Annotated in this window: 14 protein-coding genes; 12 read left to right on the top strand and 2 right to left on the bottom strand. The window is 46.8% G+C overall.

Annotated elements, in window-relative coordinates:
• Positions 1 to 873 (top strand): methylenetetrahydrofolate reductase [NAD(P)H], encoded by an 873-nt coding sequence (gene metF / locus EHO57_RS07955; protein WP_135646537.1) that lies wholly within the window; start codon positions 1 to 3, stop codon positions 871 to 873.
• A 101-nt stretch (positions 874 to 974) separates the two neighbouring features.
• Here the strand turns inward: metF and EHO57_RS07950 are convergent, their stop codons facing one another.
• Positions 975 to 1802: a 1,4-dihydroxy-6-naphtoate synthase gene (locus tag EHO57_RS07950; RefSeq protein ID WP_167882309.1), complete on the bottom strand. Its 828-nt coding sequence runs from the start codon at positions 1800 to 1802 to the stop codon at positions 975 to 977.
• Between the two features lie 161 nt (positions 1803 to 1963).
• Here EHO57_RS07950 and EHO57_RS07945 point away from each other — a divergent pair, with 161 nt between their 5' ends.
• Positions 1964 to 2791, top strand: a complete 828-nt coding sequence (locus EHO57_RS07945) for a Cof-type HAD-IIB family hydrolase (protein WP_135646721.1) — start codon at positions 1964 to 1966, stop codon at positions 2789 to 2791.
• Here EHO57_RS07945 and EHO57_RS07940 read toward each other — a convergent pair.
• Entirely contained in the window at positions 2768 to 2995 is a 228-nt protein-coding gene (locus EHO57_RS07940) for a hypothetical protein (RefSeq protein ID WP_246050603.1), read from the bottom strand. The two genes, EHO57_RS07945 and EHO57_RS07940, sit on opposite strands and share 24 nt — an antisense overlap.
• Before the next feature lie 101 nt (positions 2996 to 3096).
• Between EHO57_RS07940 and EHO57_RS07935 the strand changes: the two genes are divergently transcribed.
• From EHO57_RS07935 to EHO57_RS07890, 10 genes are all read left to right on the top strand, one after another.
• Entirely contained in the window at positions 3097 to 3984 is an 888-nt protein-coding gene (locus tag EHO57_RS07935) for a glutamyl-tRNA reductase (RefSeq protein WP_135646535.1), read from the top strand.
• Positions 3969 to 5531, top strand: coding sequence for a hydroxymethylbilane synthase (gene hemC, locus EHO57_RS07930; RefSeq protein WP_135646534.1), 1563 nt, complete (start codon positions 3969 to 3971; stop codon positions 5529 to 5531). The genes EHO57_RS07935 and hemC overlap by 16 nt, the downstream gene beginning before the upstream one ends.
• Positions 5528 to 6493, top strand: coding sequence for a porphobilinogen synthase (hemB, locus tag EHO57_RS07925; protein ID WP_135646533.1), 966 nt, complete (start codon positions 5528 to 5530; stop codon positions 6491 to 6493). Before hemC ends, hemB begins: the two co-directional genes overlap by 4 nt.
• Positions 6493 to 7788 (top strand): glutamate-1-semialdehyde 2,1-aminomutase, encoded by a 1296-nt coding sequence (gene hemL / locus EHO57_RS07920; RefSeq protein WP_135646532.1) that lies wholly within the window; start codon positions 6493 to 6495, stop codon positions 7786 to 7788. Before hemB ends, hemL begins: the two co-directional genes overlap by 1 nt.
• A gap of 1 nt (position 7789) precedes the next feature.
• Positions 7790 to 8719, top strand: a complete 930-nt coding sequence (locus EHO57_RS07915) for a sensor histidine kinase (protein WP_135646531.1) — start codon at positions 7790 to 7792, stop codon at positions 8717 to 8719.
• Positions 8716 to 9408 (top strand): response regulator transcription factor, encoded by a 693-nt coding sequence (locus EHO57_RS07910; RefSeq protein ID WP_135646530.1) that lies wholly within the window; start codon positions 8716 to 8718, stop codon positions 9406 to 9408. Before EHO57_RS07915 ends, EHO57_RS07910 begins: the two co-directional genes overlap by 4 nt.
• Positions 9401 to 10423, top strand: coding sequence for a uroporphyrinogen decarboxylase family protein (locus EHO57_RS07905; RefSeq protein ID WP_135646529.1), 1023 nt, complete (start codon positions 9401 to 9403; stop codon positions 10421 to 10423). The genes EHO57_RS07910 and EHO57_RS07905 overlap by 8 nt, the downstream gene beginning before the upstream one ends.
• The gene (gene hemN / locus EHO57_RS07900; RefSeq protein ID WP_135646528.1) at positions 10420 to 11769 is read left to right on the top strand and encodes an oxygen-independent coproporphyrinogen III oxidase; all 1350 of its coding nucleotides are present in this window, start codon (positions 10420 to 10422) and stop codon (positions 11767 to 11769) included. The genes EHO57_RS07905 and hemN overlap by 4 nt, the downstream gene beginning before the upstream one ends.
• A gap of 124 nt (positions 11770 to 11893) precedes the next feature.
• The gene (locus tag EHO57_RS07895; RefSeq protein WP_246050601.1) at positions 11894 to 12892 is read left to right on the top strand and encodes an LA_0442/LA_0875 N-terminal domain-containing protein; all 999 of its coding nucleotides are present in this window, start codon (positions 11894 to 11896) and stop codon (positions 12890 to 12892) included.
• Positions 12893 to 12979: 87 nt separating this feature from the next.
• A partial coding sequence (locus tag EHO57_RS07890; RefSeq protein WP_135698313.1) for a protoporphyrinogen/coproporphyrinogen oxidase occupies positions 12980 to 14225 on the top strand: 1246 nt, incomplete at its 3' end.

Below are 14225 nucleotides of genomic sequence, written 5' to 3'. Positions count from 1 at the left end.
ATGAAAAAAATATTAGATATTTATAAAGCGGCCAAGTCGCCGGTTTACTCTTTCGAGTTTCTCCCTCCGAAGACTCCAGAGGGAGAAGTGAAATTATTTGAAGCGGTACGCGAGCTTTCTAAAGTAGAGCCTGGTTTTATCACTGTTACTTACGGAGCCGGCGGTTCCACTCGGGATAAGACCATTCGATTGACCTCGGAGCTTGCAAAGCAATTCGCCCTTCCTGCGGCAGCTCATTTTACCTGCGTGGGTGGAAATAAGGATGAGATCCGAAATATCCTGAAGCAGATCCAAGAATCAGGCATATCGAACCTGATGGCATTGAGAGGAGATCCTCCAAAGGGAGAAGGTCATTTTAAAAGAGTAGAAGGCGGTTTCGGTTACGCAAGCGAACTCATTTCTTTCATTCGAGAAGAAGGTTTCGATTTTTGCCTGGGCGCCGGCTGCTATCCGGAAAAACACCCGGAAGCAAAGAGTCTGGAAGAAGATGTGGAGAATTTGAAACGGAAAGTCGAAGCGGGCGCGGATTACTTAGTGTCCCAGCTTTTCTTTAAGAACCCTACCTTCGAGTCCTTCTTAAATTTGATCCGGAAGAAAGGGATCCAAGTGCCGGTTATTCCGGGCATTATGCCGATCACTTCTTTTTCTCAGATCGAAAGATTCAAGATGCTGGCCGCATGCGAATTTCCGGACGAACTCGTTTCCGAGTTGGAAGAAGTAAAAGATAACCCGGAAGAATTTTACAAAAGAAGCATCCACTTCTCCGTAGGGCAATGCCGGGAATTGGTCAAGATGGGAGTTCCAGGGATCCATCTCTACACTCTCAACCAATCTCCGGCGAGTTTAGATATTGTTCGAGAGCTGAAAAAATAGAGATCTCTCGGCAAGTCTGCTTTTGCTAATAGAAAATTTTAGTTAAACTTCGATTTCGTGCCGGCTTGGGTTTTACAGGTTGGCAGAAGTATTCAGATTTTTTAAAGAAAGAGTTCCTTCTTTTTTTCTTTGGAAAGGAGCCCTGTCTGTAACGCCTTTTCTTGCAGGAGTCGAATGGCCCTTCTGCCCTCTTCGCCCAGGCTTTTAGAATACTCGTTTACATAGAGATCTATATGCGCATCGGCCACTTCTCTTGTTGTGGTCTGGGAATGATGAAGGATGTAATCGTACATGTCCTCCCGGTTCTTGTAGGCGAGATCTAAACTTTCCTTAATTGCCGAGTCCAAGGCGGACTTCGTTTCTGAAGGAATTTCTCTTTGGATCGCGATGCAGCCTAGGGGAATATGGGCTCCTGTAGTGCCTTCCCACCATTCTCCTAAATCCTCTACTTTTTCGAGGCCTCTATCTTGGTAGGTGAACCTTTCTTCGTGGATCACGATCCCGAAGTCCGCTTCTCCGTTTTTTACCTTGTCCAAGATGAGATCATAACGGGTTGGGATGGGAGTAAAGTTGCCCTTTAGATAAAGATGTGTGAGCAGGTTGGCAGTGGTCCAGAGTCCCGGGACTAGGATATTCTTTCCTGTAGGAGTTCCTACGTTCGCTCCCTTCTTCTTTACGATAATCGGTCCGCAGTTCCTACCCAAGGCGGAGCCGCTGTCTAAGAGAGAATATTTATCCGCCACTTGGAATAAGGCCGCAAAGGAGATCTTGGTAGCTTGGAATTTTCCTTGGTCTGCGAATCGGTTCAATTGCTCCACGTCGTATAATTCTTCTTTGATGGAGAATGGGGCCTTTGTTTTTCCGGAAATAAGATGATAGAAGATAAATGTGTCGTTCGGACAGGGAGAATATGCCAGGCTGAGTTCCATTCTTCCAGCCAATCAGTTTCGATTTCTTTGGAAACGAAAAAAGAAGGCGGGATCTCCCCACTTTTTATAAATTGGAAAGAAGTATCGGGTTCGGGTCCAAGTCGGTTTTGCAATCTTCTTCTTTTTTAAAAAACGGAAACCATCCCATTCATACGATCGCCATGGATCTGGACGGGACACTTTTGGATTCTAAGTCCTCCATCTCCAGCTTGAATCATTATATTCTGCAGTCCGCTTTGGACTCCGGGATCGGTTTATTGATCGCTACCGGAAGAAGGTTTTCTTCCGCCCTCCCCTATGCCAGAGAGTTCCGAGGGGATGTTACCGTGGTGGCGAACAATGGGCAGGTGCTTCGTAGCTCTCCGAGTGGGGATCGGATCTCGGAAACCTATCTTTCTACTCAAGCAGCGGGTGCGGTCTTGTCTCTGGGAAAATCGGAAGGCTTCTCTCCCCTCTTGCATGTGGACAGATTCGAAGAAGGCACGGATATCTTAGTGGAGTCCTCTATCACTGACGATTGCTTTCATAATTATTCCGGTGGAGATACAAAGAGAACCAAGATTGTGTCGGATACCCTGGATCATGTGGAGGACAGGGCCTTGGTAGTCTGCTTTCTTTCCTTGGAGAAGGAGCACCTGCAAGATCTAGAATCGAAGCTATTATCCCTTCCCGAGGCAAAAGAATATAGGACTGTGATCACCAAGATCCCGGGAGTTTCGTACTGTTTGGAAGTTTTGGAGAAGGGTGTTTCCAAATGGGCTGCGATAGAATCCTATCTCAAGATTTCCGGCTTGGATGGGAAAGGCGTGATCTCTTTCGGGGATGAATGGAATGACAGAGAAATGCTACGATATTCCGGTTATGGGTTCGCCATGAAGAACGCGGTGCCCAAATTAAAGGAAGAGGCCGAGTATATTACGAAATATTCAAATAATGAGGATGGGGTCGCTATGACCCTTCTGGAGTTAGGCGTTCTTTCTTTTTCTTAAAGAAGAAGGTTTTTCTTCTGCGATCGTATGGCAACTTGCACATGCGTCTTCGTAGCAACCGAATCTTGTCTCTGCCGTTTTCGATTTTCCGAAAATACTTTTGAAGGAAGAAACCAAAGGGAAGGTAAGATAGATCGTAGCCACTCCTACGATCAGATAAACGATTTTGTCCTGGGTTCCTATGTCCCAAATCATAGAAGTCATTTTGAAATTGGTTCTCAATCTAAGCAAGAGGAATATTTTCCGATCTTGCTGACAGTATTTTGACAAATGGGGCCCTGAAAAAGATATGATCGAAGCTACAGATGTGGTCCACTCTGCAAATTTTCCATTCGGAAGCTAATGACAGGGATATGTTCTCCGTTCCGGATTCATTTTCCTGGAAGACTTGTATGCGTACAGTTCTTGTTTCCGATTCCAGGATTCATCTTTCTCCTTCGGAGCTTCCCAAAAATTGGGAAAGTAAGACCGGCTATGAAGCCTATCGTCTCTTGCTCGAAATTATCTCCGGTCTGAAATCCAAATTATTCGGAGAGACAGAGGTTCTTGCCCAGTTTCGCCAAAGATTCCAAGAGCTTCCGGATGAGGCATTTGGGGAATATCTCGCAAAACTAAGAGACAATCTGATCGAAGACTGCAGAACTCTTCGTTCTGGGTATCTGCAAAATTTAGGAGAGCAATCCTACGGCGGGTTGGCGGATAAATATTTGTCCGAAGCAAAAAATCCTCCGAAAGAAGTGGTGCTCTTTGGGACAGGACAGCTTGCAGAAAAACTTCTGCCTTGGCTTTCGGGCTCCGGTAAGAAGACCAAGATCGTAGGAAGAAATCCGAATCGTTTGGATTACTTGGCATCCATCTCCAATTCTTCTTCTCATTTGATGGAAGATTGGTCTCCGAACGGAGAAGCATGGGTGATCGCAGCGCCTATGGATTTTTCTCCTTGGATGGATAAACTGGCTCCGGGAAATCTGATCCTGGATTTTAGAGAAGAGCCTTTGGAATCTTCCTGGCCTTCCGACGTTATTTATATTTCCTTTGCAGATATGCTTTCCTCCTTAAAAGAAACAGAAGAGAGAACTAAAAAGGTGAAGGAAGAACTAAAATCCGTTTTGGACGAGCTCCTGCAGGAAAGAGAGTGGGAAGCTCATCAAATTGTATTCGGTTGGGATGACCTACCTTGTCCGACGTTTTGAGAATCGGTTCCCGCAAAAGTTCCCTCGCTAAACTACAGACCTGCTTAGTACAAGATGCTCTGCGCAAATTGTACCCTCAGTTAGAGCTTTCGCTTTTCTTCAAGGAAGCCAGTGGGGATCAGGATCTCACTACTCCTCTCTGGAAAATGGGAACTAGAGGCGTATTTACCCAAGACCTGACCAAGGAACTCGTGGACGGGAATGTGGACGTGGTCGTGCATTCCTATAAGGATTTGGACTTGGATGGTCGCAAGGATACGGAAGTGTTTATGGTCCTTCCTCGCGCCGACCAAAGAGATGTACTTCTATGGAAGAGATCCTCATTCGAAAATCCTCCTGCAGAATTAAGGATCCATTCTTCCAGTCCCAGAAGGGAATATAACCTCTCCGCATTCTTGCCCACTGCCCTTCCCTCTCGATTGCAAAATCGACCTATTAGTTTTCATCCTGTGCGAGGGAATGTGCAAACTCGCATCCGCAAATGGAAAGAGGATCCGAGCGTTTCGGGCCTCGTAGTAGCGAAGGCTGCGTTAGACCGTCTTTTGGCACAGGATTTTACGTTTGCATCCACTCCTGAATACGAAGAAGTGCGAAGCGGGATCCGCGAAACCATTCAATCCGAACTTTTTATGGTGCTTCCTTTATCAAAAAATCCGAATGCACCCGCACAAGGTGCCCTCGCAGCGGAGATCCGCAAAGGAGATGAGAAGACAAGAAAGCTTCTTTCTCCTCTTTCTAATACAAGGGAAGAAGAGGCCGTCGCTGTAGAGAGAAAGATCCTCTCTCAGTTTGGCGGAGGTTGTCACCAAAAGATTGGAGTTTCCGTGATCTTGGGTGGACCTGCGGATTTCCTTTTTGTTCGAGGAAAGACGGATGCGGGCATGGCTCTGGACGCGTTTGAGCGCTGGAAGGGAGAGGCCATGCCTCTTCCGACTTCTTTCGATTCTATATTTCCGAAGCCAAGGCAAGGATTTAAGATGGAGCGTTTTCCTACGGGAGCTTCTATTCCTTCCGAGAAATTTTGGTTCGTGTCTAGGGCGGATTCTTTGCCTGCAGAATGGGAGCTTCCCGGTCCGGAAACAGTCATTATTGTAGCAGGCGCCAAAACTTGGGAGAAGCTTGCTTCGAGAGATGTTTGGGTCAACGGCTCCACGGATGGTTTAGGAGAAGAAGACGCGAGTAGGATCGTAAGTATTCTAGGCACTTCTCCCGAATTCATTAAACTGACTCATGAAGAAAGCGATATTATCGAAGGCGTTTGGAAGAGGTTCGTAACCTACAAGGTGGACTTCGATCCGGAGCAGCCTGATCTTTCCGGATACTCTCACTTTTTCTGGATGAGTGCTTCTCAGTTCGATCGCGCGTACAAAAAGGACCCAAGTCTTGCGAATAAGGTGCATTCTTGCGGGACTGGGGCGACATATAAGTATATTAAAAAAGTATTAGGTTCCGATTCCAAGGTGTTTGCCTTTCCGAATTACGAATCTTGGGCCAAGGCCTGCCGGGGAGAGGTTCCCGATTTTCTTTTAGAAAGAGGTATATTATGAGTTCTGCAAGTGAATTAGGCTTAAGAAGGAATCGGATCAACGCTCCTCTTCGAGATTTGGTCTCTTCCGAAAGCCTGAATCCTAAGAAGCTTGTGCAGCCCATTTTCGTCGCGGAAGCCTTATCTTCTCCCGAGAAAATGTCTTCTTTGCCTGGAGTTTTCCGCGATGGCACGGAAAGTATTCTTTCTCAAATTGAATCCGATCTGAAAGCGGGAGTGGAACATTTCCTTCTCTTTTTGGTGCCTGGAACTAAGTCGGACACCTCGATCCCTAAATCCTTTTATGAGAAAGCGATCGGCGGGATCAAATCCAGATTTCCGGAAGCATTTCTTTGGGTGGACACCTGCCTTTGTTCTCTTACCACCCATGGGCATTGCGGTCTTCTGGATCCTAAGGGAAGGATCGAGAACGTAAGTTCTGTGAAGCGACTTTCCGAGCTCGCTCTTTGTTATGCCCAGTCCGGTGCGGACGGGATCTCTCCTTCCGATATGATGGACGGGAGAGTGGCAAGTCATCGGAATATTTTGGATTCGAATGGCTTCCAACATGTTCCTATCATGAGTTATTCTACTAAATTCAAGAGCCAGTTTTACGGACCGTTTCGGGAAGCGGCAGAATCCGCACCCGGTCATGGAGATCGCTCTTCTTATCAGATCGATGTGAGAAATAGGGAGGATTCCCTTCTTTCTTCCGTTAGGGATGCAAAAGAAGGCGCCGACCTTCTGATGGTTAAGCCAGGCATAACGTCTATTGATTTAATTCAACCGATCCGAGAGAAAACCGGATTGCCTGTGGGCGCATACCAGGTGAGTGGAGAATATGCTTCTCTTGCTATGCTTGCGGAGAACGGTTTTTGTAAATTCGAAGATGCGGTTCGTGAGACCTGGCAGGTATTTTCTCGGGCTGGCGCTTCTTATTTGATCACATACGCTGCGAGAAGAGGAAAGGAGATCCTGTACTGATGTATCCTAGTTCCAAAGAACTATTTGAAAGAGCAAAGAAGGTCGCTCCGGGAGGAGTGCACTCCCCTGTTCGTTCCTTTCGCTCCGTAGGGGGAGACCCGGTCTTCTTCCAATCTGCGAAGGGCGCATATCTTACGGATGTTTCCGGAAAGGAATATCTGGATTATTGCTTAAGCTTCGGTCCCTTGATCTTGGGTCATAGAGATGAAGAGGTCCAGGAGATCGTTTCCAAAACTGCGGAACTCGCATGGAGTTTCGGTGCTGCGGAGCCTTATTCCCTAGAGCTTGCGGAATGGATCGTCTCCAGGATCCCTTGGGTAGAGAAGATCCGTTTCGTGAACAGCGGAACAGAGGCAGTAATGAGCGCATTACGTGTGGCTCGCGCCGCTACCGGAAGGGATAAGATCCTGAAATTCGACGGATGTTATCATGGGCATTTGGACGCGCTTCTGGTCAAGGCGGGTTCCGGTCTTGCAGGAGAATCTTCTTCGGATAGCGCTGGGATCGGATCCGAGCTGATCAAGAATACCTTGGTCCTCCCTTTGGACGATGAGAAGGCTGTAGAAGAGCTCTTCTCCAAAGAAGGAAAAAATATTGCGGCGCTCGTGATCGAGCCTTTGCCTGCAAATTATGGTTTATTGATACAAAGAAAAGAATTCCTCTCTAAGATCGTCGAGATCGCAAGAAAGCACGGAAGCCTTGTCTTATTCGACGAGGTGATCAGTGGGTTTCGTGTGGGATTGACCGGAATGAGCGGAGAACTTGGGATCCGCCCGGATCTGGTGACCTACGGGAAGATTATCGGGGGAGGCTTTCCTGTGGGAGCATATGCAGGAAAAGCGGAGTTATTGGACCTGGTCGCTCCGCAAGGACCTGTATACCAAGCGGGAACCTTGAGCGCGAGTCCTTTCGGGATGAGGGCAGGTTTGGCTACATTAAAGAAATGTGAAAGAGACAATGTATACCAAGTATTGGAATCTCGCACCCGGAAATTCGTGAGCGGTCTGTTATCCGTATTGAAGCAAAGAGATCCGGATGGGAACTGGGACTCTTCGGTGCATTCTTCTTTGTTTTGGCTTCATAAGGCGTCTTCTTCTTCCATTCGGACTGTGGATGCGATCCCTGCCGGCCATAAGGAAGCGTTTGCAAAGGTGTTCCATGCCCTTTTGGACGAGGGGGTTTATTTGGCTCCTTCCGGATACGAAGTGGGATTCATGAGCTACGCTCATGACGATTCCATCATTGCCAAGACTTTGGAAAAAGCGGATTCTGCATTAAAGAAATTGAAAGTATAAAATGACCGATTTCAAATCTAAAAAGATCGTTTTGCCCGTTTTGTGGGTGCTTACTACGGTCTCCTTGGGAGCCTGGTGGCTCTTTTTAGGTTTGAGGCAGAATCGCATGGCGACAGAGCTTGCGTTCAAGATCGGCTTCGACGTCGAGAAGGAAGTATTAGAAAAACTGGATCGTCAAAGCTCGATGATCAAGATGGAAGGGACCTTCTTCCTTTTCTTATTAGTGAGCGGAGGAGCCACTCTGGTATGGCTTACGTTTCGGGAAGAAAAGAGAAATAAACTGATACAAGACTTCTTCTCTACAGTAACCCATGAGATCAAGACCCCGTTAGCCAGTCTCAGATTGCAGGCCGAGAGTTTATTAGAAGAAGGAGTCGATGCCACCAAGGATCGATTGCTCCACCGTTTGTTGAAAGACGCTTCCCGGATCGAGTCCCAGATGAACAAGGCATTGTATTTGGCAAGCCTCATGAGATCCGAAGGACTCTTTTTGGAAGAATTGGACCTGAAGAACTGGGAAGAGACTCTTAAGGAAGAATGGTCCGAATTGAAGATCCTCACCGATTGGAAAGAGAGAAAGGTGCTCGCAGACAGAAGAGCGCTCGAAAGTATTTTTAGGAATCTATTGGAAAATTCGGTACAGCATGGGTCTGCTACCCAAGTGCGGATCCAGTCCGAAGGTCTTCCTGGGAACAAGATCCGATTTACGTTTACGGATAACGGCAAAGGATTCCACGGGAATCCGAAATTACTAGGCAGATTATTTTTACGACATACAAGCACGAGTGGTACGGGAGTTGGGCTTTATATCGCGACAAAATTGACCAAGGCAATGGGCGGAGACTTTCATGTCCGTAATTCTAATACGGGCGGATTCATGGCAGAATGGACCCTCCCCTCTCCTGCGGCCAAGAGAGAAGGCAACGCATGAAAGCCAAACTCTTGTTAGTCGAAGATGATCGTTCTCTGGGAGAGACCTTAAAGGAGCGGCTGGAGAAGGAAGGCTATGAGATGGTCTGGACCGTTTCCGCTCAATCTGCAAGAGTCCTTGCGGTGGAGGCAAAGCCGGATCTGATCTTACTGGATGTCCGTTTGCCCGATGGGGACGGTTTCGAATTAGCGGAAGAGCTAAAGACCAGAAAGGATTGTCCTCCCTTCTTATTCTTAACAGCACATTCGGGAGCGCCTGAAAGATTGAGAGGCTTCGAATTGGGTGCGGAAGAATTCATTCCCAAGCCGTTCCATCTGAAAGAATTACTGATCCGAGTCAAACATGTATTGGAATCTCATAAGCATTCCATAAAGCAGGGCAAGTATTCCTATGCAGGATATCTCTTGGACTTTTTCGGTTATTGCATTCATACTCCCCAAGGAGAAGAGATCCATTTGTCCAAGAGAGATTGTGCACTTCTGAACTTCCTGGTCGAAGAAAGAGGAAGAACAGTGAGCAGAGATGAGATCCTGGATCGCCTTTGGGGAGAGGAAAAATTCCCTACAAATAGAACCATAGATAATTCCATCGTGAGACTACGCCAAGCCTTTGGGGACAAAGGAGAAGACGCGATCCGTTCCGTACGAGGAGTGGGTTATCAATGGATTGGAGAACTGAAAGATGTCTAACGAGAGATTCCAGGCCGCGCTCCGGCTTGAACCTCAAACTGTTCCGCCGATATGGATGATGCGCCAGGCGGGTCGTTATCATTCGCATTATCAAAATTTAAGAAAGAAGCATACATTCGAAGAATTATGTAAGATCCCTGAGTTAGCTGCCGAAGTCGCTTTCGGTCCAGTAGACGATTTTGATTTCGATACAGCGATCCTATTTTCCGATATTCTTTTCCCTCTAGAAGCCTTGGGAATGGGCCTTAGGTTCGGAGATGACGGTCCGAAGCTTGGATGGCATCTTTCCGAAACAAAGGACCTACAAAGATTTACGTCCCTTTCCGAAGCAGCGGAATTCATGAGCTTTCAGAAGGAAGCGGTTCGTCTAACCCGTAAGAGGATTGCGGAAAACAAATCCTTGATCGGGTTCGTGGGTGGCCCCTGGACTCTCTTCTGCTATGCAACCCTGGGAAAGCATGATGGAAATTTAATACTTCCTAAGATCTCTCCCGAGTTGAGAGAAGGGTTTTACGAAAAGATCCTGACCCTACTCAAAGAAAATATTCGCTTACAATTGGAAGGAGGAGCGGAAATCGTAATGATATTCGATACTGCTGCAGGGGATGCTTCTCCTGCATTTTTCCAAGAGGCCATCTTGCCTGCGATCCGGACATTGGTCACTGCTTTCCCGGGAAAGATCGGATACTATGCGAAGAGTTTGGCTCCCGCTTCTTTGGAGTCTGTTCGATCGATCCCTGGTTTAGTCGGATTCGGAATGGATCATAGGACGGATATAGTCGGATTGCTTGGCAACGGATCCCATTTCGTTCAAGGGAATTTCGACCAGGCACTTCTATTCATGGAGCCGTCCCAATTTAAGAAATATTTAATGGAATGGGTCCGCCCCTTTGCAGCCAAGGCTCCCAAAGAGAGAGCCGGTTGGGTCTGCGGATTGGGCCATGGAGTCCTGCCCAAGACTCCGGAAGCGAATATTAGAACTTTCGTAAATACGATTCGAGAGGTTCTCTCATGAATTCAAAAACTGATCTAATTCGGAAATACGATGTTCCGGCTCCCAGATACACTAGCTACCCAACGGTCCCCTATTGGGAGGATGATCCCACTCGTGAAGAATGGATCGCTGCCATTCGTAGGAGATTGGTCCCGGAAGATTCTTCTGTGGCTCTATATCTGCATATACCCTTCTGTGAGACTCTTTGCTCCTTTTGCGGATGCAATACTTCCATCACTAAGAACCATACTGTAGAGGATCCGTATGTGGAGACCCTTCTTCAGGAATTCAGGAAATATACGGAAGAAGTTCCCGAGCTGACTAAAAGAGAACTGAGAGAATTGCATTTGGGCGGGGGATCCCCTACCTATCTCTCCGAATCCAATTTGGAGAATCTTCTCAAGCCTATATTAGATTCTTGGAATGTGGCCCCTTCTCCCGAGTTTTCCTTAGAAGTGGACCCGCGCAGGACTAGATTGTCTCAATTAGAAGTTTTAGCCAAGTACGGCTTTACTCGGATCAGTTTGGGAGTGCAAGACTTCGATCCGGAAGTCCAAAGGCTTGTGAATCGGATCCAACCGTACGATCTGACTGCAGGAATTACCCAAGGCGCTCGTACACTAGGATACACATCTGTAAACTTCGATCTGATCTATGGACTTCCTAAGCAAACCAAAGAAAGCGTGAAGGAAACGATAGAGAAGACTCTCGGGCTCAGGCCGGACCGGATCGCATTCTATAGCTACGCTCATGTGCCTTGGATCAAGGCTGCGCAAAGATTATTCACTGAGGACGATCTTCCCAAAGGAGAAGAGAAGAGGGAATTATACGAGATCGGAAGAGAGATGTTCCTCTCCGCAGGATATAAGGAAATTGGAATGGACCATTTTGCCTTAGAAACTGATTCGCTTTACACTGCCTCTTTGGACGGTCATCTACATCGCAACTTTATGGGATACACGACCAAATCCACGGATCTACTTTTAGGGATGGGAGTGTCTGCAATTTCGGATAGCTGGGATTGTTTCTATCAAAACGAAAAGATCTTAAAGAAATACCAAAGAAGGATCTCCGAGAGCGGACATGCCCTACTCAGGGGACATAAACTGAATTCGGAAGATTTGGCACAAAGAGAACTCATTCTAAAGCTATCCACTCTGGGCAAGGTAGAAGTTCCGGATCGGATTTTTGAAGAAGTGCGACTCTATTTGACCTCTATGGAAGACGATAATCTAATAGAGTGGCAGGGAAAGACCCTGTTCTTGACCGATTTGGGAAAACCCTTCTTGCGCAATGCATGTACCGGGTTGGATCTTCGATTGCGCAGAAAAAGCCCCGAAACCAAGGTTTTTTCACAGTCAATTTAAGAACTGTAATGAAATATCAAGGATTCTGAGATGTTTCTTCTAATATCGGGGCTCTCAGAAATTTATTTCTTTTCGTCCAATCGTTGGGAGACTAACTGGGTTAGAGAAAAGCTCGATCTTTGATATGATTCGTTCTTATAGTATGTCTTCTTATTTACGAAAAATTATTTTCATCTTCTTGTTTGTATTCGCCCCGATGGGAATACTTCCTGTCACGGTACTACTACGCGAAGGAGGGAGGGTCAAAGGTGATATCATCACTCAGAACCAATCTTCCATTCTTCTGCAAACGGAAGCAGGCAAGAGAAAGATAGATAAAGACTCCGTTCTAAAAGTCTTATTCCATGATGTGAACGACGATCAGGAAGAAGCGATCAGAAAGGACGAAGAAGATAAATTAGCCGCGGACAAAAAAGAACAGGAAGACAAGGACTTAGCTCAACGTCAGTTGGACGAAGAGAAGTTGAGGCAGGAACAACTCAAGAAAGATGAAGAATCTGCTGCAGCAGCTGCGGAAGAGGCTCGCAAGCAAGAAGAGTTAAGAAGGCAAGCGGCCAACCGTCCTTATAAAGCTCTATGGAGATCCGCGGTGATCCCAGGCTGGGGGCAGTTCTACTCCGACCGAAGTTTCCAAGGAGTGATCTTCCCTACCCTATTTGCCGCCGCTGCCTATGTTACGTACGATAAGTATCGTCTTTATAAAGAAGCAGTTCAGGAATATGGCAATATCGGAAATCCGTATTCTAAAACGAATCTAATCTTTACTCTTTCCGGACATCCTATCTCGATTCCGAGCACCCCTACTTCTCCATTGGCAGCATACTTGTCCGACAAGTACAGCCCAAGCCAGATCAAGCTCAAAAGAGAAGAAGCAGACCGCGATTTCAAGGAATACCAGGGCGCCTTGCTTGTGTTAGGTGGGGTCTATCTTATCAACCTGATCGATTCCTTCTTCTTTGCGAACACGATTAAGTCGGCAATGCAAATGTCCGATGGCAAGAGTAAGGGGATGATCCTCTCCGCTGTTCCTTCGGGCGTGGGTTCCAGCTTCGCAAATTCGGGAAGCGGTTCTTATTCCGGAGTGGAGACCAAATACACTCTCGGTTACAGATTCCAATTTTAAACCCCTCTTCTCTTTCCTTGAGAAAAAGTTCCTAATCGGGACTTAGGATTTAATTGCCAACAGTTTCCCACTCTTTAGCATGTATCTGTGGCAAAATCGGTTCCGGATCATATAATCATCGGCGCGGGATTCACCGGCTTAGTGCATGCGTTTCTTTCTTTGGAAAAAGGAGAGTCTGTCCTGGTATTGGAAAAAAGGGATAGGGCCGGCGGCTTGATCCGTTCTGTTCCGACAGAATATGGGATCGTAGAGACTGCAGCTAACGGGATCCTGAATTGTTGGGAGTTAGAGGCTCTTTCTTCCAAATTGGGACTGGATCTATTGTTTCCGGATGCAAACGCAAAGAAGCGTTATATCTTTTCGGATAGAAAATTCAAGCGCCTTCCGCTGAATGTTTTTGAGATCATTCGATTTGCTTTCTCCGCATTGACTGTTCCTTCTAAGCCTATCCCTGGAGAATCCATATATAGTTGGGGCAAACGAGTATTAGGTGATGCCTTCTTGTCAAAGATCTTAGAGCCTGCATTGGGCGGGATCTATGCGGGGGACTTGGACGCAATGTCTGCAGAGTTCGTGCTTGGGAAGTTCTTACGAGAAGATGTTCCTCTTTGGAAAAATTTCAGGGCCTATGCAAACTCGCGCAAAGAAAAACCTAAATTGCAACCGGGAAGGAGAGGAACCGTAAGTTTCCGAGGTGGGATTGGTTCTATCCTAGGCGCTCTAGAAGCGAGAGTGGCGAGCCAAGGAAAGATCAAATACAAACAAGAAATACTTAGCATAAAGGATCTGCGCAAATCCTATCCGAAAGCTAAGATCACTTTGGCGACTAATCTATCCACTACCCTTAAGATCCTCAAGGCGGAGTTCAAGGAATTCAAAGGATACCAGGGAATGTTGGACACACTCCCAGTCGTGAGCGTAACTCGTTTCGGAAAGGATTCGATTCTTTCCGGCAAGAAAGGGTTTGGAGTATTATTTCCAAAAGATCATAAAAGTTTTTCTTCCGAACTTGGGATCCGAGCAAGAGGGATCCTGTTTAACGATTTTATATTCTCCGGAAGGACTTCTGATGGAATACATTCGGAAACCTTTATATATGGAGGCGCCGGAGACCGAGAGATCGCGTCAAGATCCGAAGACGAGATCATTTCCATTGTGGAAGAAGATAGAAAGAAACTATTTCCTGAGGGAGAGATTCCCTTGAACCACTATGTGACTGTTTGGAAGGACGCTCTCCCGGTTTATGGTCCGCAACTATTCGCGTTCAATCGAGACTTGGATCGAGTGCTTCCTCCCGATATCAGGGTCGAAGGGAATTTTAGGAACGGGATCG

This window comes from Leptospira langatensis (assembly GCF_004770615.1).
In the GTDB taxonomy this organism is placed as follows: Bacteria; Spirochaetota; Leptospiria; order Leptospirales; family Leptospiraceae; genus Leptospira_B; species Leptospira_B langatensis.
This window is presented reverse-complemented; position numbering and strand designations above follow the sequence as displayed.

Bases quoted from the DNA above. Each gene is read 5' to 3' on its own strand.
- metF (WP_135646537.1), top strand. From the start codon at position 1: ATGAAAAAAATATTAGATATTTATAAAGCGGCCAAGTCGCCGGTTTAC.
- EHO57_RS07950 (WP_167882309.1), bottom strand. From the start codon at position 1,802: ATGGAACTCAGCCTGGCATATTCTCCCTGTCCGAACGACACATTTATC.
- EHO57_RS07945 (WP_135646721.1), top strand. From the start codon at position 1,964: ATGGATCTGGACGGGACACTTTTGGATTCTAAGTCCTCCATCTCCAGC.
- EHO57_RS07940 (WP_246050603.1), bottom strand. From the start codon at position 2,995: ATGACTTCTATGATTTGGGACATAGGAACCCAGGACAAAATCGTTTAT.
- EHO57_RS07935 (WP_135646535.1), top strand. From the start codon at position 3,097: ATGTGGTCCACTCTGCAAATTTTCCATTCGGAAGCTAATGACAGGGAT.
- hemB (WP_135646533.1), top strand. From the start codon at position 5,528: ATGAGTTCTGCAAGTGAATTAGGCTTAAGAAGGAATCGGATCAACGCT.
- hemL (WP_135646532.1), top strand. From the start codon at position 6,493: ATGTATCCTAGTTCCAAAGAACTATTTGAAAGAGCAAAGAAGGTCGCT.
- EHO57_RS07915 (WP_135646531.1), top strand. From the start codon at position 7,790: ATGACCGATTTCAAATCTAAAAAGATCGTTTTGCCCGTTTTGTGGGTG.
- EHO57_RS07910 (WP_135646530.1), top strand. From the start codon at position 8,716: ATGAAAGCCAAACTCTTGTTAGTCGAAGATGATCGTTCTCTGGGAGAG.
- EHO57_RS07905 (WP_135646529.1), top strand. From the start codon at position 9,401: ATGTCTAACGAGAGATTCCAGGCCGCGCTCCGGCTTGAACCTCAAACT.
- hemN (WP_135646528.1), top strand. From the start codon at position 10,420: ATGAATTCAAAAACTGATCTAATTCGGAAATACGATGTTCCGGCTCCC.
- EHO57_RS07895 (WP_246050601.1), top strand. From the start codon at position 11,894: ATGATTCGTTCTTATAGTATGTCTTCTTATTTACGAAAAATTATTTTC.